The sequence below is a fragment of the Pseudomonas sp. CG7 genome (assembly GCF_023701885.1).
GTDB classification, from domain to species: domain Bacteria; phylum Pseudomonadota; class Gammaproteobacteria; order Pseudomonadales; family Pseudomonadaceae; genus Aquipseudomonas; species Aquipseudomonas zanjanensis.
In genome coordinates this window covers 91918-111635 of sequence record NZ_JABAEE010000003.1, presented here as the reverse complement: position 1 = coordinate 111635, position 19718 = coordinate 91918, and the positions used below count along the sequence as shown (strand labels likewise).

The 19718-nt window shown below is 58.0% G+C and carries 20 protein-coding genes; 7 read left to right on the top strand and 13 right to left on the bottom strand.

Going from position 1 to position 19718, the window contains the following annotated elements; genetic code table 11:
• Positions 1-4: 4 nt before the first annotated feature.
• From HGO40_RS02435 to HGO40_RS02375, 13 genes are all read right to left on the bottom strand, one after another.
• On the bottom strand, positions 5-874 hold the full coding sequence (locus HGO40_RS02435; RefSeq protein ID WP_250961728.1) for a MaoC/PaaZ C-terminal domain-containing protein: 870 nt from the start codon (positions 872-874) through the stop codon (positions 5-7).
• A 75-nt stretch (positions 875-949) separates the two neighbouring features.
• The gene (locus HGO40_RS02430) at positions 950-1867 is read right to left on the bottom strand and encodes an SDR family NAD(P)-dependent oxidoreductase (protein ID WP_250961727.1); all 918 of its coding nucleotides are present in this window, start codon (positions 1865-1867) and stop codon (positions 950-952) included.
• Between the two features lie 93 nt (positions 1868-1960).
• Positions 1961-2800 carry an enoyl-CoA hydratase gene (locus HGO40_RS02425; RefSeq protein WP_250961726.1) on the bottom strand — a complete coding sequence of 280 codons (840 nt, stop codon included), beginning with the start codon at positions 2798-2800 and terminating at the stop codon, positions 1961-1963.
• Positions 2801-2812: 12 nt separating this feature from the next.
• Entirely contained in the window at positions 2813-3976 is a 1164-nt protein-coding gene (locus HGO40_RS02420; RefSeq protein ID WP_250961725.1) for an acyl-CoA dehydrogenase family protein, read from the bottom strand.
• Positions 3977-3995: 19 nt separating this feature from the next.
• Entirely contained in the window at positions 3996-5150 is a 1155-nt protein-coding gene (locus HGO40_RS02415; protein WP_250961724.1) for an acyl-CoA dehydrogenase family protein, read from the bottom strand.
• A gap of 2 nt (positions 5151-5152) precedes the next feature.
• The gene (locus HGO40_RS02410; RefSeq protein ID WP_250961723.1) at positions 5153-6349 is read right to left on the bottom strand and encodes an acyl-CoA dehydrogenase family protein; all 1197 of its coding nucleotides are present in this window, start codon (positions 6347-6349) and stop codon (positions 5153-5155) included.
• A gap of 14 nt (positions 6350-6363) precedes the next feature.
• Positions 6364-7509 (bottom strand): CaiB/BaiF CoA transferase family protein, encoded by a 1146-nt coding sequence (locus tag HGO40_RS02405; protein WP_250961722.1) that lies wholly within the window; start codon positions 7507-7509, stop codon positions 6364-6366.
• Position 7510: 1 nt separating this feature from the next.
• Complete coding sequence (locus HGO40_RS02400) at positions 7511-8362, bottom strand: SDR family oxidoreductase (RefSeq protein ID WP_250961721.1); 852 nt, start codon at positions 8360-8362, stop codon at positions 7511-7513.
• A gap of 4 nt (positions 8363-8366) precedes the next feature.
• Positions 8367-9158 (bottom strand): enoyl-CoA hydratase/isomerase family protein, encoded by a 792-nt coding sequence (locus HGO40_RS02395; protein ID WP_250961720.1) that lies wholly within the window; start codon positions 9156-9158, stop codon positions 8367-8369.
• A 10-nt stretch (positions 9159-9168) separates the two neighbouring features.
• Positions 9169-9969: an enoyl-CoA hydratase/isomerase family protein gene (locus tag HGO40_RS02390; protein ID WP_250961719.1), complete on the bottom strand. Its 801-nt coding sequence runs from the start codon at positions 9967-9969 to the stop codon at positions 9169-9171.
• A 12-nt stretch (positions 9970-9981) separates the two neighbouring features.
• Positions 9982-10779 carry an enoyl-CoA hydratase/isomerase family protein gene (locus HGO40_RS02385; RefSeq protein WP_250961718.1) on the bottom strand — a complete coding sequence of 266 codons (798 nt, stop codon included), beginning with the start codon at positions 10777-10779 and terminating at the stop codon, positions 9982-9984.
• Positions 10776-11927, bottom strand: coding sequence for a thiolase family protein (locus tag HGO40_RS02380; RefSeq protein WP_250961717.1), 1152 nt, complete (start codon positions 11925-11927; stop codon positions 10776-10778). The genes HGO40_RS02385 and HGO40_RS02380 overlap by 4 nt, the downstream gene beginning before the upstream one ends.
• An 84-nt stretch (positions 11928-12011) precedes the next feature.
• Positions 12012-12380: a Zn-ribbon domain-containing OB-fold protein gene (locus HGO40_RS02375; RefSeq protein WP_250961716.1), complete on the bottom strand. Its 369-nt coding sequence runs from the start codon at positions 12378-12380 to the stop codon at positions 12012-12014.
• Between the two features lie 442 nt (positions 12381-12822).
• Between HGO40_RS02375 and HGO40_RS02370 the strand changes: the two genes are divergently transcribed.
• The 7 genes from HGO40_RS02370 (at position 12823) to HGO40_RS02340 (ending at position 19623) form a co-directional block, all read left to right on the top strand.
• A complete protein-coding gene (locus HGO40_RS02370; protein ID WP_250961715.1) occupies positions 12823-13995 on the top strand; it encodes an acyl-CoA dehydrogenase family protein in 1173 nt (390 codons plus the stop codon).
• 60 nt (positions 13996-14055) lie between these two features.
• Positions 14056-14535: a MaoC family dehydratase gene (locus HGO40_RS02365; RefSeq protein ID WP_250961714.1), complete on the top strand. Its 480-nt coding sequence runs from the start codon at positions 14056-14058 to the stop codon at positions 14533-14535.
• 2 nt (positions 14536-14537) lie between these two features.
• On the top strand, positions 14538-15821 hold the full coding sequence (locus HGO40_RS02360; protein WP_250961713.1) for a CaiB/BaiF CoA transferase family protein: 1284 nt from the start codon (positions 14538-14540) through the stop codon (positions 15819-15821).
• 50 nt (positions 15822-15871) lie between these two features.
• Positions 15872-16636, top strand: coding sequence for a glucose 1-dehydrogenase (locus HGO40_RS02355; RefSeq protein WP_250961712.1), 765 nt, complete (start codon positions 15872-15874; stop codon positions 16634-16636).
• A gap of 30 nt (positions 16637-16666) precedes the next feature.
• Positions 16667-17443 (top strand): enoyl-CoA hydratase-related protein, encoded by a 777-nt coding sequence (locus tag HGO40_RS02350; RefSeq protein ID WP_353050710.1) that lies wholly within the window; start codon positions 16667-16669, stop codon positions 17441-17443.
• Positions 17444-17517: 74 nt separating this feature from the next.
• Positions 17518-18474 carry a spirocyclase AveC family protein gene (locus tag HGO40_RS02345; RefSeq protein WP_250961711.1) on the top strand — a complete coding sequence of 319 codons (957 nt, stop codon included), beginning with the start codon at positions 17518-17520 and terminating at the stop codon, positions 18472-18474.
• 180 nt (positions 18475-18654) lie between these two features.
• The gene (locus tag HGO40_RS02340; protein WP_250961710.1) at positions 18655-19623 is read left to right on the top strand and encodes an NAD(P)H-dependent flavin oxidoreductase; all 969 of its coding nucleotides are present in this window, start codon (positions 18655-18657) and stop codon (positions 19621-19623) included.
• The last annotated feature ends 95 nt before the right edge of the window (positions 19624-19718 follow it).

Below are 19718 nucleotides of genomic sequence, written 5' to 3'. Positions count from 1 at the left end.
CTTCTCAATCCAGTTCGATGAGGCCATTGTTGAGGACCACAACATCGCGCGCATCGACTCTAGCCCGCATATGCCACTGGCCATTGCTGCCTTCCCAAAACTGAAAGCGCAAGGTTTCACCTGGATAAACCGGGGAGCTAAAGCGTGTGGCGATGCGCTTCAAGCGCTGGGCATCGCCACCTGCGCAAGCAGTGATCGCCGCGAACGCCGCCATGCCGTAGGTGGCCAGACCGTGCAGGATCGGTTTACTGAAGCCCGCCTTCTTCGCGACTTCGGGATCGGCGTGCAACGGATTCAGATCTCCGGACAGGCGATAAATCAGCGCGGCCTGAATGGGTGAAGTCAATTCGAACTCGGTATCCGGTGCCCGTTCTGGTACGCCCGGCAGCGTCTGCGGGGGCTCATCACTCACACCGGATGTTTCGCTGTAACCACCGTCCCCGCGCAAAAACGAAATCTGGCGTGTTTCGGCAATGCGCTCTCCGGTGTCGGTATCGATGATGTCGCGCAATAGTTCGACGATAGCGCCCTTCCCTGCACCTTTGTCGCAGATCCGACTGATCCGTGTCTTGCTGGTGACGGTGCCGCTCGCCGGCATTGGTTTGAACAACCGGGTGTCTTGCTCGCCGTGGACCAGTTTCAAGTAGTCGATACCGGTCTCCGGATTGCGCATCCAGGATTTTGGCCAGGCAATGGCGGCAGCCAGCGTGGGCACAGCCTGCAAGTCTTTTTCATAGGTGAAACGCAATTGCGTGGCGTCCAAAGGATCGCCACCTACCCCCAATCCAAGGGCGTAAATGATAGTGTCGCGTTCGGTCCAGGTCTGAGTGACCTCTTCAATGGGCCAATGTCTGACTTTTTCGTAATTCAACATGTTCGAGCCCTCAGGGCATTCCTGGCACAACCAGAGTTGGCACATAGCATTAGCTATGCGCCATCGTCCAGCGACTTAGATTGGGTCCCAGCTATAGACTTCGTGAGTCTGTTGCAACGGCAGGAAACTTGCGCGCAGGGCAGGAATCGCGTGTTCGGCTACCGTTTGTGCGGTCCAGCCTTCATCGCGGTGCACTGAACGGGTGACCCGCGGCTGGCTGACCAACATAATTTCGTTAGACCGCACGTAGAAAATTTGTCCGTTGACATCCTTGGCCGCATCACTGGCAAGGAACACGGCCAAGGGTGCCTGTTTAGACGGGTGCATCATTTTTTCCATACGCTCGGCTTGCAGTTTTTTCTCAGGCGTATCGGTTGGAACTGCGCCGATCATCCGGCTCCAGGCCGCGGGCGAGATGCAGTTGGAGCGGACACCAAAAGCGGCCATGTCCAGCGCAATGGCCTTGGACATGCCGACAATACCCAACTTGGCTGCGGCGTAGTTGACCTGCCCGACATTACCCACCAGGCCAGTGTTGGACGTCATGTGGATGTAGGAGCCGGAGTTTTGCTGACGAAAATGCGGGGCGGCTGCGCGTGCCAGAAAGAACGAGCCGTTGAGGTGAACGTTGAGCACCGCCAACCATTCCTGCTCATCCATCTTGTGAAACATCCGGTCGCGCAGAATGCCGGCGTTGTTCACCACGACGTCGATCCGGCCGAAGGTGTCCATGGCTGTTTGCACGATGCGGTGCGCCGAATCCCAACCTGCGACACTGTCAGTGCTGGCCACGGCGTCACCGCCCAGGGCTTTGATCTCATCGACGACGCGCTGCGCGGGGCCTGTATCCGTGCCCTCGCCGTGCACGGAAGACCCCAGATCGTTGACCACCACGCGCGCGCCTTCAGCCGCCATCTCCAGCGCGATTGCCCGGCCAATGCCGTTACCTGCCCCACTGACTACTACGACTTTACCTTCCAGCATTGCACTCATGTCTGCATCCTCTTGTCATTGTTTCAGCGCCGGGTGCAGCTCACCGAGACGCTATATTTTTTGATTTCGCCTGACCGTCACGCAATGCGAAATTCACACGTCGTCTGGAAAACCGGGTTGGCGTTTCTCCATGAAGCTGGCGATACCTTCCTTGTAATCGGGCCCCTGGTTGGCGATGGGCATGTCCAGCCCGGCGCTCATGACGGCTTCATGGCAGGTCTGGAACGGCACTTCCCAGACTTGTTGCTTCATCACTCGCCTTGACCGTGGCGAGCAGTTCTCAGCCAGGTCGCGGGCATACGCATAGGTTTCCTCAACCAATCGGTCGGCGGGAATCGCCCTGTTGACCATGCCCATGCGTTCGGCTTCGCGGCCCTTGATCTTGCGACCTGAAAGCAACAGATCGAGGGCGGGAGCCTGCCCGACATGCCTTTCAAGAATCCAGGCCATGCCGTACTCGGCGGTCAGGCCACGACGGGCGAACGCCGTAGTAATCGTGGCGTCCTCCGCGACGAAGCGGATATCGCAGAACAGCGCATGGATCAAACCGATACCGACAGTGGCGCCGTTGAGCATGGCGATCACCGGTTTAGGAATCGCCGGATAGTAGGAGCAGCGGGTCTGCCAGTCCGGACGCTGACGCATGTCGAATGGCCGGGGTAGTTTTGTCATCAACTGATTCGGATCACCTCCGAAACTGTTGATGTCACCCCCGGCGCAAAACGCCTTGCCGGCACCGGTAAAAATGATCACCCGAACCCCCTTGTCGGCGCCGGCCTTTTGCATGGCCTCATACACCTCGGCAGCCACCGTGTCATTCCAGGTATTGAGCTGTTCGGGACGATTGATGGTGATGGTCGCAATGCGGTCCTTCACCTCGTACAGAATCGATTCGTAGGGATTCGATCCGGCGCCATTCGTTTCGACGGCCATACGTAACTCCGATTAAAAGGAACGTGGCAGACCGAGGATATGCTCGGCTACATAGGAGAGAATCAGGTTGGTCGAAATCGGAGCGACCTGATACAGCCGGGTTTCGCGGAACTTGCGTTCAACGTCGTATTCGCAGGCGAACCCAAAACCGCCGTGAGTCTGCAAGCAGGCATTGGCGGCTTTCCAGGACGAGGTCGCCGCCAGGTGCTTGGCCATATTCGCTTCGGCGCCGCACGGCTGATGGTTGTCGAACAGTGAACAGGCCTGATAGCGCATCAGGTCGGCCGCACGGATGTCCATGTAAGCTTCGGCGATGGGGAATTGAATCCCCTGGTTCTTGCCAATGGGCCGATCGAAGACGATCCGGTCGTTGGCGTACTGGGTGGCTCGGTCGACGAACCAGTAGCCGTCGCCGATGCATTCCGCGGCGATCAGCGCCCGCTCGGCGTTCAGCCCATCGAGGATGTACTTGAACCCCATGCCCTCTTCGCCAATCAGGTTTTCTTCGGGAATTTCCAGATCGTCGAAGAACAGCTCGTTGGTTTCATGGTTCACCATGTTCGGAATCGGCTGCACGGTCATGCCATTTCCGATGGCGCTACGCAGGTCAACGAGAAAGCACGACAAGCCCTCGGATTTCTTTTTCACGTCGGCCAGTGGTGTGGTACGAGCGAGGAGAATCATCAGGTCCGAATGCTGCACCCTGGAGATCCATACCTTTTGACCATTGACCACGTAGCGGCCGTCTTTTTTGACTGCCATGGTCTTGAGTTTGGTGGTATCGGTACCGGTGGAAGGCTCAGTGACGGCCATCGATTGCAAGCGCAGTTCACCGCTCGCAATCTTGGGCAAGTAGAGGTTTTTCTGGGCCTCGGATCCATTTCGCAACAGAGTATTCATGTTGTACATCTGGCCGTGGCAGAAACCGGAGTTGCCACCGTTGCGATTGATCTCTTCCATGATCACCGAGGCTTCAGTCAAGCCCAGACCCGAGCCGCCATACTGATCTGGAATCAAGGCAGCCATCCAGCCCGCCTTGGTCAATGCATCGACGAACGCTTCCGGGTAGACCCGCTCATGGTCAACTTTGCGCCAGTATTCGTTGGGGTACTCGGCACACAGGTCGCGCAGAGAGTCACGCAGGTCACGGTACGGATCATTAGCATTGTGTTTCATCGGTTCGCTCTCCAGAAAATCAGGCGTTCGCTGCGATCAAGCCGCCATCGCGGGCCAGTTGGGCAAGGTGGTGATCGGTGTCACCGAACATGAATTCGAGCATCGACAGACGGCGCATGTAATGACCGATCTGGCACTCCTCGGTGACGCCAATACCACCGTGCAGTTGAACGGCTTGCTGGGACACGAAACGCGCCGAACGACCGATCTGCACCTTCGCTGCCGAGATCGCCCTGCGGCGTTCCAGCGGGTCTGGATCGCTGACCATCATGCTGGCGTAGAGCGCCATGCTGCGCGCCTGCTCAATCATCACCAGCATGTCGACAGCCTTGTGTTGCAACGCTTGAAAGGAGCCGATGGCGACACCGAATTGCTTGCGAACCTTGAGGTAGTCCACGGTTAGCACATAAGCCTGCTCCATCGCCCCGACGGCTTCGGCGCACAGTGCGGCGATTGCCGCATCGACGACTTGATCGATGTGTGCAAGCGCGTCTCCTGCTTCACCAACCAGCGCAGCGGCGTCAACCCGGACCCCGCTCAGCGTGACGTCTGCGGCGCGCAAGCGATCCTGCGTCAAGTAGCCACGACGCGACACTCCTTCGGCAGTCGCATCAACCAGAAACAAGGCAATGCCATCAGGATCTCGCCGATTACCACTGACGCGGGCGGATACCAGCAACTTGTCGGCGCAATCACCATGCAGAACGAAACGTTTGGCACCGTCCAGAATCCAGCTATCACCCTCCTGGCGAGCGCAAGTCGCAACATCTGCGAGGTCATAGCGCGCCTGAATTTCGCTGTGGGCAAACGCCAACAGCAATTGACCACCGATCAACGCGGGCACCAGCTCGGCACGTTGGGCATCGTTACCCGCGGCGCTGAGCAAGCCACCGGCCAGCACCACGGTTGCAAGATAAGGTTCGAGCAGCCGCCCTCGCCCGATGGCCTCCATCACGATCATGGTTTCGACTGAACCGCCATCGAAGCCGCCGTCTGCTTCGGAAAAAGGCAGACCCAGTAACCCAAGGTCGGCAAACTGCGCCCACAGTTGGCGGCTCCAGCCATCCGCCTGGTCCTGATAGCGTGCGCGCTGGTCGAAGGCATATTGATCCAAAATCAGTCGATCAACCGCATCCTTGAGCAAGCGTTGTTCTTCGTTGAGGTCGAAATTCATGCTTAAAGCCCCAGCAGCGTCTTGGCGAGAATATTGTGTTGGATCTCGTTGGAGCCGCCGACGATCGACACATGGCGGACCCAGTAGTAATTGGGGGCGATGGTCAGCGCCCAGTCGTCATCACCCTGTGACTCACGCTCACCGATGACGAACGGCTGGTCGAACTCCATCGCGTTGTAGCCCGCCACTTCCATCAGCAACTCCGTCGCGGCCTGCTGCAACTCCGACCCCTTCATTTTCAGGATTGAGCTGCGCGGATCGGGTGTATGGCCATATTTGTCGCTGTCGGCAATGACCCGCATCTGGGTCATATCCAGAGCCTTGAGCTCCACTTCGATGGCGGCGACGCGCTCACGGAACCGGGGATCATCAGCCAGACGCCCATCACCCACCACGACGTCTTGAGCAAGCTGCTTGGCGCGTCGAACACGAAATTTTGACAAACCGACGCGAGCAATACCGCCGCGCTCACTACCGAGGAGAAACTTCGCGACATCCCACCCCTTGTTCTCTTCGCCGACGATATTGCTGACCGGAACACGGACGTTGTCGAGAAACATCTCATTGGTTTCGTGGTGCCCGTCCAGGGTCACGATCGGGCGCACGGTGATGCCTGGCGTGGTCATGTCCAGCAAAATAAAAGTGATGCCCTGCTGTTTTTTAGCCGACGGATCGGTGCGCACGAGCAGGAAGCACCAGTCAGCGTGGTGCGCGGTTGACGTCCACATCTTCTGGCCGTTAATGACGTAATGGTCGCCATCGCGAACGGCAGAAGTCCGCAGGGAGGCCAGGTCAGATCCTGACCCTGGTTCCGAGAACCCCTGGCAGAACCAGTAGTCCATGTTCGCCACTCGAGGCAGAAAGTGTTGCTTCTGCTCCTGGGTGCCGAAGGCGATCAGCACCGGCCCGATCATGTTCATGTTGAACGAGATCGGCTCGGGAGCCGGTGCCATGTGCAGTTCTTCCTTGAAGATATATTGCTGAGTCGCGGTCCAGCCCTGGCCACCCCACTCAGGAGCCCAGGCCGGGGCAGCCCAGCCTTTGGCGTTGAGAATACGCACCCAACTGACCATTTCCTCTTTGGAGAGGCGTTGACCCAGTTCAACCTTGCGCTGGACAGCAGCAGGGACAGCGCTTGTGAGGAAGGCCCGGACTTCGTCGCGAAAGGCAGCTTCCTCAGCCGTAAAGCGTAGATCCATGGAAAAAATCCTCGTCAGTCGATAATGCCGCTGCTGCGCAGAGCCGAAATTTCGCTAGAACTGAACCATGCGGCGAGCGCTGCGTTGGAGTTCTCTGGCGTAATGGGTTTAGGTGCACTCGGGGGTGTCGGCGTACTGCGCGAAAAGCGCGGCGTCGGCGCGGGTTGCACGACGCCGTCAACGTTGATGAAGGTGCCGCGTGCCTTGAGGTGCGGATGCTCGGCGGCCTCTTTGAAACTCAGCACGCCAGCGGCACAGGCATCGCTGGCTTCAAGCAGGCTGACCCACTCGTCACGAGTGCGACACACAAAGCGCTCGGCCAGAATCTCCTTCGCCCGGGGCCAGGCGTCACGGTCCATTTGTGCGCCGAGGCTGAGCGGATCGATGTCCAGCAGGTTCAACAACTGGTCGTAGAACTTGCTTTCGATCGGCCCGATGCTGATGAATTTGCCGTCCTTGCAGGGATAGCAGTCATAGAAGGGTGAGCCGCTGTCGGTGATGTTGGTCCCACGCCCCTCTTTCCAAATTCCCGCGGCGAGCATGCCGAAGAACGTGGTCGCCAGATGCGCGGCCCCGTCGACGATGGCAGCATCGACCACTTGCCCTTTTCCGGACTGTCGAGCCTCAAGCACGCCGGCCAGAATGCCCAGAGCCAGATACAACGACCCTCCGGCATAGTCCCCCAACAGGTTGAGCGGAATGCTCGGCGGTTGACCTTCGCGACCGATCGCATCGAGCACACCCGTGAGCGCCAGGTAATTGAGATCATGCCCGGCGTATTGCGCCATCGGGCCCGTCTGGCCCCATCCGGTCATTCGCCCATAGACCAGCTGCGGGTTGCGTGCCAGACAATCATCCGGGCCCAGTCCCAAGCGCTCAGTGACGCCCGGGCGGAACCCTTCGATGAGTGCATCGGCCTGCTCGACCAGTTTGAGTACGGTTTCGACGCCCATCGGATCTTTGAGATCCAACGCGATCGCATAGCGGTTGCGCAACAACGTGTTGTATTGCAATGGTCGCTCTATCCCCAACTTGACCGGTTCCTTGCGGTCAATACGGATGACCGTGGCGCCCAGATCTGCCAACAACATCGCGCACATCGGTCCTGGACCAATACCCGCCAGTTCGACCACCTTGAATCCCGTCAGCGGACCGGCCATGTTATTCGCGTCCCTTGCCGCGCATGGCATCCCACTGTTCTTCCGACCAGTCTTGCATGGCGCGGAACGTAGGCCCGCCGACGCCTTGCATCCAGCGGCCACCGTCCATCACGATCATTTCGCCCGTGATGTAACCGGAGCCATCGCACGCGAGGTAGCTATACAAGTCAGCCAACTCCTGATGTTCACCGAAACGGCGCAACGGCACGCCCTGGTCCTGGGGTTCGACCTGCGAACCTTTGGGGTACAACTGCTCCCAGGCACCGGGCGTGGGGAAAAGTCCCGGTGCCACGCAGTTCAAGCGGATACCCTTGGGCCCCCACTCCACCGCCAGGCTACGGGTCATCGCCAGAACGCCGGCCTTGGCCGCAGCGCTCGGCGCGGTGAATGCCGAGCCGGTCATGGTCGGGGTAGAAACCGTGCTATTCACGTTGCCGCGACGACCTTCAGCAATCCAGCGTTTACCGGCGGCGATCGCGCAATAAAAGCTACCGTGCAAAACGATGTCCAATACCGCATCTACAGCGCGTGGAGACAGCGTTTCGGTTCGGGCGATGAAATTCGCTGCCGCATTACATAGCAGCACGTCGAGAGGTCCATCCTGCCAGATGGTCTCCATCATCGCTTCGACCGAGCTGGCAACCCGAACGTCAGCCTGGACCGTACTTACCTTGACGCCTGGCATCGCCTCGCGAAACTCGCTGGCAGTCGCTTCCAGCACGTCCAGGCGGCGACCAGCAATCACCAATTCAGCACCCAGTTCCAGATAGCGTTTGCCGATACTCTTGCCCAGCCCCGTACCACCGCCAGTGATGAGAATTTTCTTTCCGGCCAGCAGATTGCTTGCATACATGGCTTCAGTTCCCGCTAAAAGTCGGTTGGCGTTTTTCCATGAAGGCTGCGACAGCCTCCAGATGATCCTCGGTCTGGCGCGTCAGTGGATTAAGGTCCACCTCACGACGCCATGCCGCGCTGATGTTGTTACTGCCGTTGACCAGACTGGCCTTGAGCAAGGCCACCGTCACCGGCGGAAATTGGGCTATCTGCGTGGCGCGAGCCACGGCCTGATCCAATGTCGAACCCGGTTCTACAACCTGATTGAACAGCCCGATGCGCCCGGCCTCGATACCATCGAACGTCGCGCCACTGAGCATCAGCTCGCGCGCTTTACCCGCCCCGCCTTTCTGCGGCAGCGTCCAGAGCAGTCCCGTGTCGGGGATCAATCCCGCTTTGACGAAGGAACAGGCCAGTTTGGCGGTAGAACTGCCGACCGCCAGATCACAGGCGGCTGCAAGCGAAAGGCCCGCGCCCATGCAGTTTCCTTCGACCGCTGCAACAACCGGTTTGGTACCGGCGAAAATCAGGCGAAACAGGCGTGTTCCAATGGCGATACGCTCACGCATGGCCAGCAGCGAGGGAGCCACCGAGGTCATTTCGGACAGATCGCCGCCCGCATAGAAATGCCCTTCGGCGCCAGTCAGAACAATCGCTCGACTCTCGCTGTCGTCATGAAACAGCATCTGAACCGTATCAAGCAAAGCCAGACGCATCTTCATCGAGAAGGCGTTGCGACGTTGCGGATAGTTCATGGTGACGATGGCCACCGCACCCTCGCGGTGCACCTGGACCAAGTCGTTGTGCTCGCTCATGAGTCTCTCCTCACTGCCCGGTGAATACGGGCGTGCGTTTCTCGATAAAAGCGTTGGCCGCTTCCAGGTGGTCCTGCGATTGACGCAACAGTGGCTGGTAGTCGATTTCTGCACGCAGCGACGCGTCCATATCGTCGGCACCAAAGGACAATGCCGCCTTAAGGAAGGCCATGCCCAAAGGAGGTTGCTCGGCGAGTTGCCGGGCATAGGCAATAGCGGCATTCAGCGCCTGCCCCGGCTCGACCACCTGGTTGGCCAAACCAATACGCCCAGCCTCGATGCCGTCGATCTCGTTCGCCAAGGACAGCAGCTCGCGCGCCTTGCTCATGCCGACTTTCTTGGGCAACGTCCAGAGAATGCCGGTGTCAGGAATCAGGCCTATGCGCAGGAAAGCCGCACAAAACCGTGCCGAAGAAGCCGCGACCAGATAATCGGTGGCCACAGCCAACGAAAGGCCGGCGCCAAATGCCACGCCTTCAACGGCGCAAATGACAGGTTTGGGGCCTCCGAGCATGTCGCGCACAACCTGACAGGACTCATCGATAATTTCCCGACTCTGCGGCACTGTGCGTTTGGTCATCTCGGAAATATCGGCGCCAGCACTGAACTGCCCGCCGGCACCGGTCAAAACAATGGCACGGGAGTCTGCGTCGGCAACGAGTAAGTGGTGAATGGTTTCCCGAAGAGCCAGGCGCATTTGCCGACCCATTGCATTACGTCGCTCGGGGTTGGCGATCGTGACGATGGCAACGGCCCCGTCGCGGCTGACCTGAATACGTTCATCAGCATGTTTGAGGTTGAATGCGTTCATATCCGCTGCTCCTTAATTGCCGACGAAGACCGCGGGCCGCTTTTCCATAAAGGCCTTGGTCGCCTCCAGATGGTCCTGGCTACGACGCAGAATCGGTTGCAGGTTGACTTCAGTCTCGATTGCTTCATCCAGCGAATCGATACCAGTGGCCAGGGCGGTTTTCAGATGGGCGATCGCCAGCGGTGGCATCTGCGCGTAACACTGCGCAACCGACAGGGCAGCGGCCAGCACCTGCCCCGATTCGACCTGTTGATTGGCGAAACCGATACGTACCGCTTCGTCGCCACTGAACTCCTGGGCTGTGAGCATCAGTTCACGGGCTTTGCCGCCACCCACTCGCTGACTCAACGACCAGAACAATCCGGTATCAGGCATCAAACCGACCCTGACAAACGCACACGCGAAACGAGCGTTCGAGGCGCTCACCACATAATCGCTGGCCGCTGCGAGTGACACTCCGGCCCCCATCGCGACGCCTTCGACGGCGGCAACGATGGCCTTAGGGCCTTGGACCATTAGTTTGAAGATATCCAACGGCAGTTGGTTGCGCTCGCGATACTCGAGTACCGTGCGCGCCTTCATTTCCGAAATGTCACCACCGGCGCAGAACGTGCCGTCGGCACCGGTCAATACAATGGCGCGGCATTCGTCGTGATGCATCAGTTGGGTCAGGGACTGGAGCAGGGCCTGGCGCATGTTCAGCGAGAAGGCGTTGCGCCGCTTCGGATAGTTGAGGGCGACAATCGCTACTGCACCGTCACGGCTGATCTGTACGATATCGGCTTCTTGAATCTGCCCGGATGTACTCATAACGTGTCCGCCGTTCCAAGAATGAGCGTGGCCTGACTGGACAGAACCCCACCATTACCGTGAGCAATGGCCAGTTTTGCCTCAGGAACCTGGCGAGCGTTGCACTGCCCCATCAGTTGCTGTGTCGCCTCGACCATGGTGAACAAGCCATACATGCCCGGGTGAACGCACGACAGTCCGCCGCCATTGGTATTGACTGCCAGATGCCCGCCCGGCGCAATGCCGCCATTGGCCACGAAGTTGCCGCCCTCGCCCTTTGGACAGAAGCCCAGGTCTTCAAGAAACAGGATCGGGTTGATGGTAAAGGCGTCATAAAGCATGACTACATCAATGTCGGCAGGTTTGACTCCAGCCATTTCATAAGCACGGCGCCCGGACTCACGGGCGGCGGTCACAGTCAGATCAGGCATCGAAGCGATCTCGCGATGACTGGTTGCAGAGCCGGCACCCAAGACATAAGCCGGGTTGGCCACCAGGTCACGAGCACGATCTGCACGAACCATGACCACCGCCGCCGCGCCATCCGTCACCAGGCAACAATCACGAACACTCAAGGGGTCGGAAACCATACGGGCGTTGAGCACATCAGCGATGCTCAAATCATCACGCATGTAAGCGTCAGGATTGAGTTGCGCCCACTTGCGCGCGGCGACGGCCACCTCAGCCAGATGCTCGCGGGGCGTTCCGTACTGATGCATGTGGCGAGCGGCAGCCAGCGCATAGGAAGACACCGGGTTCATTGGCCGATATGGAGTCTCCCAAGGTGACGGTCTGGAAGATTGAATCAATTTTCCGGACGCACTTTTCTGATTACTGCCGTAAGCGATCAATGCTACATCGATCTGCCCGGTAGCCAGCGCCATGGCGGCCGTATGGGCGTAAATCTGAAAAGCGGAGCCGCCGCTGCGGTTGTTGTCGGTAAACGTTGGATGAATACCCAGATACTCAGCGAACGTCAGTCCTGAAAGCATGTCGTCCGGAACGCAAACGAACAACCCATCGACGTCAGCAGGCGTCAGGCCAACTTGTGCCAGGGCACGAACGCTGGCGCTGGCAGCGAGATCCATCGAAGAAAGGCCCGGCGCTTCACCGATGCCGTAAGTGGCTCCGGCAACAATCGCCGTACGCCCGCGTAAACTGTATTCCATAGGTTCCTGCCTAGTTTTTATGGCTGCAGGTAAATAGAAGGTAACTCACGCCGCCTGATTCTGAAGACGGCGCGACGGTTTCGATCAGGCCGGTTCAAAAACCAATACTGCGAGATCAGCTGCATCCTTTACGATCTTCGCCCGAACAGCCTGACCAATACGAACAGCCTCGGGCTCAATACCTTCTACCCGGCTCATCATTCGCACACCTTCGTCCAGATCGATCAACGCAACGTTGTAATTAGGCGTTGGCGGGCGCTGACGAACCACTGTGGTGGAATACACCACACCGCGACCAGAAGCCGGCACCCACTCCAGATCAGTGCTGCCCGATCCAGGCTCGACAACGCGAGGGTAGAACACATAAGCACCGCTCTGCCTGGCACGTTGCAACATGAAACGTCCTTCGGACAAATGGTGTTGGTACTCTGACTCAGGGAGCAATGCTTCCATGGGTACACCTATGTTCGCTGATGAGTGTTTTATGAACAGCATTCCGAATGCTAATCGCCTCAGCACTCAGTGGTCAAGCTTGCTTCTTCTATTGCACAGGTACAAACCATACACATTAAGAAACGCAGTTTCTATTTTTTGGCACCCGCTCGGACTTGTCTCCTCTCCCTCCCCTCCGCATAAAAAAAACCAAAAACCCACGAATCCCCGTGTCTACGGCCGTTTCAGCGCGCTTACCCGACAAGCAGGCTAAAACCGAAATTGAATGCGCTTGACACAAAAGCTGAACGCTGTTTATTTTTACGAACAACGTTCAGAAAACAGTGTGCTGCCATTGATTGCCATCACCTGAACAAAAACAAACGCCGACGTTACAAGGCAACGCGACTTTCCAGAGCGTGATGCCGTTTGCAGTGCAGACCTTTTTGGAGTCCAGGTAACCGTGAGCTATGAACTGACCGACGATCAGCGTGAGATTCAGGATCTTATCCGCCGTGTAGCCCGTGAAAAGGTTGCTCCACGAGCAGATGAAATTGATCGCACCGGCGATTACCCCCATGACATGTTCGCCTTGCTCAAGGAACTCGGCCTCTTCGCCTTGCCGTTTCCCGTTGAATATGGAGGCACCAACAGCCTGTTGTCTGCGTGCATAGCGGTCGAAGAGCTGGGCCGGGTCTGCTACAACACGGGTTATCTGCTGGTGGTCCAATGGACGCCATTTGGTGCGATCCTCGGCGGCGGCACCGAAGAACAAAAGCAAAGGCTACTGCCTGGACTTGCTTCAGGTGACTTGCGTGGAGCTCTGTCACTCACCGAGCCGCAAAGCGGTTCAGACGTTTCCGGTATCAAGACCACTGCACGGCGCACAGAAGGCGGCTACGTACTCAACGGCGCAAAAATCTGGTGTACCAATTCGCACATCGCCGATTTCATTCTGGTCGCGGCCAAAACCGTAGCTGAAGACGGCACGAAGCTTGGCATCAATCTGTTTATCGTCGACCGCAACACCCCGGGCCTGACCATAGGCGCCCCCGAACACAAGATGGGGGCACGCGGCATTCCTGCCTGCCCACTGTTCTTCGATGACGCTTTTATCTCAGATAACAACCGTCTCGGTCCCGAAGGTGGAGAGGGCTTCAAGGTCGCCATGGAGGCCTTGAACACCAGCCGGCCACTGATCGCCGCCCGGGCAGTGGGGCTTGCCCAGGGCGCCATTGATCATTCGATCGACTACATCCAGAACCGTGTTGCTTTTCGGCAAAAGATCAGCGAATTCCAGGGCATCCGCTGGATGGTGGCGGACATGGTTGCCCAAACCGAAGCAGCTCGCCAACTGGTGTACCGCACCGCCTCGATGGTCGATGCCGGTATCAGTGGTCGTGAACTGGCACCGATGGCAGCCATGTCAAAAATGTTTGCCTCGGACGTCGCCATGAAGGTCGCCACCGACGCGGTCCAACTGTTTGGTGCCGCGGGTATTTCCAATGAGTATCCGATCAATCGGTATTTCCGCGATGCCAAGGTGGTGCAAATCATCGAAGGCACCAACCAGATCCAGCGAAACATCATCGCAGACAGTGTCCTGGGCCGCGTTGCCCGGCGCGATGCTTCATGACCCCAGTAAGCGGCGGCACCCCGCTTGCCATCAACCAACAAGAACTAAAAGGAAATAACCATGGAGCAGATTGAGACCGTAGGCCTGGGTATTCACTGGGAAGATTTGCCCGTTGGACGGAAGTTCCAGACCGTCGGGCGAACGGTGACCGAAACTGATGTCGTCAACTTTGTTTCAGTCACCGGCATGCTGGAAGTGCTGTTCACCAATATCGAGTTTCTCAAAGAGCAATCGGCGATCAAGGGCCGTGTTGCGCCCGGAGCGCTGGTTTTCACCTTTGCCGAGGGTTTGCTGACTCAGGCCACGATGCAGGGTGTGGGCTTTGCTTTTCTGAACATGGAACTGGACATCAAAGCCCCTGTATTCGTTGGCGACACCATTCACGTTGAATGTGAAGTCATCGAGTGCCGCGAAAGCACCAACCGACCTGGTCTGGGCCTGGTTCGCACGCGCAACCGGATCATCAAGCAAGACGGCACATTGGTACAGGTCTACACCCCGTTGCGCCTGGTCAAAGGCAAGCACTACAAGGGTAACTGACCATGGTTCAAGAGCAATTGGAGAAACCTACCGGCCCACTGTCGGGTTTACGGATCATTGATCTGTCGATCAATGTGCTCGGTCCGGTGGCGACCCAGCTCCTTGGTGATATGGGCGCCGACATCATCAAGGTCGAGCCACCTGCCGGCGACCAGAATCGCCAGAACGGCCCAGGCAAGAATCCCGGCATGTCGGTGTTTTACTTGATCATGAACCGCAACAAACGCAGCGTGGTGTTGGACCTCAAGCAGGAGGAGTGCATGGAGGCGCTGCTCAAGCTGGTGGAAACGGCCGATGTGCTGGTCCATAGCATGCGTCCCAGTGCCGCAAAGCGACTGGGTATCTGCTACGAGAAAATTCGCGAACGTAACCCGAAAATAATCTACGCCTTTGCACCGGGTTATCGCGGCGATGGCCCGTTCAAGGACATGCCGGCGTTCGACGACGTGATTCAGGGCGAGAGCGGCCTGGCGGACATCAATCGCGGGCTGGACGGTCAGCCGCGTTACTTTCCGACAGTGATCGTCGACAAGTTCTGCGGTTACGTCCTGGCCTCTTCGATCAGCATGGCGCTACTGCACCGCGAACGAACCGGCGAAGGGCAGCAGGTCCTGGTACCCATGCTCGAGACCATGCTGCAGTTCAACCTCTTCGAGCATCTTTGGGAAGGCGCCCTGGGCTCCTCCAACGGCGAAGGGCTCGGTTATAGCCGGATGTTCTCCAAACATCGCAGGCCTTACGCCACGCTGGATGGACATATCTGCCTGCTGGCGGTGAACGATGAACAGTGGCGCCGGGTTCTCAGCGCGATCGGAAGGCCGGAACTGCTCGAGGATATCCGCTTCTCTCAAATGACCGAACGGATGCGCAACATCAACGAGCTTTACGGAATTCTCAGCGACGCCATTGGCACGAAGTCATCGGCGCAATGGGAGAAGATTTTCGCCGATGCGGACGTTCCACATGGCCAGGTGCGTGAACTCAATGAGTTGATGAAGGTCGACTATTTGAGGGAAACGGGGTTCTTCCAACATGTTGAACACCCCACCGAGGGTGAACTGGTGATGACATCAATCCCCGTTCAGTTTTCCGCCTCCCCAGGCAATGTTCGGTATCTGCCGCCCAACTTGGGTGAACACAGCCTGGAGATTCTTGCCGAAGTTGGCTACAGCCCCGATGTCGCGACACGCCTGTCTAAAACGGCGGGACGCAAAGCGGCCGCTGGTGGCGTATCGCCCCCTGAACCGATACCGATGGCAGCAGCGCCCAGCACCGCCCGAGACTGAATAATCCCGCAGCGCCGCCGCGAATCGACGGCCCAATGAAGGTATGGAACATGAAAGGATTGAAAGACAAAGTCGTACTCGTCACCGGTGGCGCCGGAGGCATTGGTACTGCCATCTGCCGCCGCTTTTGCGAAGCAGGTTCGACGGTCGTGGTGTTTGATCTCAACGGCGAGGCCGCCAATAAACTTGCAGGCGAATTAGAAGCTGCCGGCGGCCGAGCCAAAGGCTACACCGTTGACATCACCGACCACGACGGCGTTAACGCCGCGGTGGCGCGGGTCGAGGAAGAAGTCGGTCCGATCGATGTGCTGGTCAACAATGCTGGCTGGGACGTCGGCGCGTTTTTTCTGCAGACCGAAAAACCGTTCTGGGACAAGGTCATTGCGATCAACCTGTACGGCCCGTTGAACATGCACCATGCCGTGCTCAAACGGATGAGCGAGCGCGGTCAGGGCCGAGTGGTGAACATTTCCTCAGACGCCGGGCGCGTGGGCTCGTCCATGGAAGCGGTGTTCTCGGCTTGCAAAGGCGGATTGATCGCGTTCAGTAAAACCATGGCCCGGGAAATGTCCCGGCAACAAATCCCGGTCAACGTCGTTTGCCCAGGCCCCACCGCCACGCCCTTGCTGGACAATCTGGCCCAAGGCGAAAAAGGCGAGAAGATCAAGGCGGGCCTGGTACGCGCTGTGCCATTCGGCCGCATGGGCGAGCCCGAAGATGTTGCGGGCATGGTCCTGTTTCTGTCCAGCGATGATGCGGGTTTCATTACTGGCCAGGTGATCAGTGTCTCCGGCGGCCTGACGATGGTCGGCTGACTCAACCACCTCTTATTCGAGAAACTGCCCATGGAATTCAAAGACATTCTTTACACCGAAGACAACGGTGTCGCGACCATCGCGATCAACCGTCCTCAGGTCTATAACGCCTTTACGTCTGACACCTGTGAAGAGCTGATACAGGCGTTCAGCAAAGCCGGGTACAGCAAGGACATCGGCGTCGTCGTGCTTACCGGCGTGGGAGACAAAGCCTTTAGTACCGGCAGCGACCAGTCGGGTGGCCGTCATGCCGGTCGTGGGGACGTTGGCCTGCCGATCGAAGAACTGCAGAGCATCATCCGCGATATCCCCAAGCCCGTCATCGCCCGCGTCAACGGATATGCCATCGGCGGCGGCAATGTGCTGGTTACCCTGTGTGCTCTGGCCATTGCCTCGGAGACGGCACAACTCGGTCAGGTCGGACCCAAAGTCGGCTCGGTCGATCCAGGCATCGGTACCGCCCTGCTCGCCCGTCTTGCGGGCGACAAACGCGCTCGGGAGATCTGGTACTTGTGCCGCCGCTACAGTGCGAAACAAGCACTGGACTGGGGCTTGGTCAACGCGGTAGTGCCCGCCGACCAGCTGGATGCAGAAGTCAAAAAATGGTGCGACGAAATCCTGATGATGAGCCCTACCGCCATTGCCCTGGCCAAGCGCTCGTTCAACATGGACAACGAAAACATTCGCGGCATCGGCGCCTTCGCCATGCAGGCACTGGCCATGTACTACGACACCGAAGAGTCCAAGGAAGGCGGTAACGCGTTCCGCGAAAAACGTAAGCCTGAGTTCCGCAAATACGTGAAGTAACCCTACGAGACCTTGCGCATAAGGAGCGGCCTCCCCGCTCCGTCTTTGTAGTTAGACGTACCAGGAAAATAAGAATGAATACATTGTTGGGACACAGGACAAGAGGCTCCAGGATTGTTCTACTTTGGGCGGCACTGGGTTTGGTGTTTCTCGTAACACAGTTGTACGTATATGGTGCCTGGATAACCTCCCCCGATTTTCGTCCGACACTTCGCGGCGACGACCCGATTCCAATTTACTCACGCCTGGCAATGACCATTTACGAAGTGCTGAGCATCACAACCCTGGCATTTGCTCTCGTCTGGTTTTTTCGCGGCATCCGTCAAACCAGAACCATCGACAGCACCCGTCTATTGATGATTGGATGGCTATCAGCGTACTGGCTCGATCCTTTTCTCAACTTTTTACGCCCGATGTTCACCTATAACGCCTATGCCTTTAACTACGGGTGCTGGTGTGAATTAATTCCAGGCTGGCAGTCTGCAAACGGATCTCGGATTGCCGAGCCACTGTTGATTGATCCACCGTCTTATTTTTATGCGTTTGCAGGCACGGCCCTCATTGGCCTGAAGTTTATGAAAAAAGCGCAAGCCCGATGGCCGGGAGTCGGTATCGCCGGCCTCACATTGGCAGGTTTCGTTGGCGTCTGGATCTCAATGGGTCTACTCGATATCGTAGCCACCCGCTACCTTCATTTCGACGCTTGGCCCATCGCCTTCCAGCGTTTCTCGTTCTGGGGTGGCAATTTCTACCAGTTTCCGATCTACGAGGTTATTCTGTTTCCTTCGACAATCATCGCCTGCGCATTTCTGTTACTGCATGCCGATGACAATGGAAGAACCGCTATCGAGCGCGGCGTCGACCAACTGCCTGTCTCCCAGAGGCTACGTACACTCTTGCGCATACTCGCATTCATCGCCTTTTGTAATGTACTCAATCTCGCTTACACATCAGCCATGGGTGTACACGCGCTTTACGCGGATCCATGGCCATCTGACATGCCAAGCTGGCTCAGCAATGAGCAGAAATAAGAAGAGCGTGATCTTCACCCGTTTCGGGTGACCTCCGGCCGCCTGTTCCACGACTGGCGGCCTTTTAATTCCAACGCAGCATGCCTCGCGCCGTCCCGGCACAAGCGTTCGGCGGGCCGCAGACGTTCTGGTGTGACGACGGTGGCCAAATCTGACTGACAAACTGCGAGTCAAGCACGCATGTTCACCACACGTATCACCCGGCTGTTCGGCATCGACTATCCCCTGATCATGGGGGGCATGCGTCACGTAGGTCGCGCCGAACTGGTGGCGGCGGTAGCCAACGCTGGCGGACTTGGTTTTATCTCCGCGCATACCCTGCCCTCGGCCGATGCGTTGCGCGAGGAAATTGCCAAGGTCCGCACGCTGACTGACAAGCCTTTCGGCGTAAACCTCACCATTCTGCCGGGCCTGGGGGTCAACCCCGAGGATTATGCCCAGGTGATCATCGAGAGCGGCATACGTGCGGCGGAAACCGCCGGCGGCAATCCGGCACGCTTCATCGCCGCGTTCAACGAAGCCGGAATCAAGGTGCTGCACAAGTGCACCTCCGTGCGTTTCGCCCTCAAGGCTCAACAGTTGGGTGCGGACGCGGTGAGTATCACCGGTTTCGAAGCCGCCGGGCATCCGGGCGAAGACTATGTGCCGGGGCTGGTGCTGATCCCCGCGACTGTCGCCAGGCTGGAGATTCCAGTGGTGGCTTGCGGCGGTTTTGCCAACGGCCAGGGCCTGGTCGCGGCACTGGCGCTGGGTGCCGAGGGAATCAGCATGGGCACCCGTTTCATGATGACCCGCGAGTCAATCATGCACGAGGCGGTCAAACAACGTTACTTGCAGGCTACAGAGCGCGATACGGCGCTGGTCTGCCGCTCCATCGGCGACTCGACTCGCGTGCTGAAAAACGAATTGACCGAAAAAATCCTCGAGCTGGAAAAAGGCGACATCAGTCACGAAGAGCTGCTTGCCCTGGCAAGCAGCCACCGCTGGGTGCGAGCGGCGACTGCCGGCGATCCGGATGACGGCGCCTTTGCCGCTGGAGTGGGAGTCGGACTGATCGACGACATTCCCGATTGCGCTGAACTGATCCAGCGCATCGTTGACGACGCGCGCCACATCATCGGCGAACGTTTGAAAAACATACTGGACTGAGTTTTTTGCGTTTGCACATCGTTGATCTCGGACGTTAGTCACTGACTTGAAGCGTGCTTTCATCACAGTAGAAAAAAGACAATAAGGAGACTGCA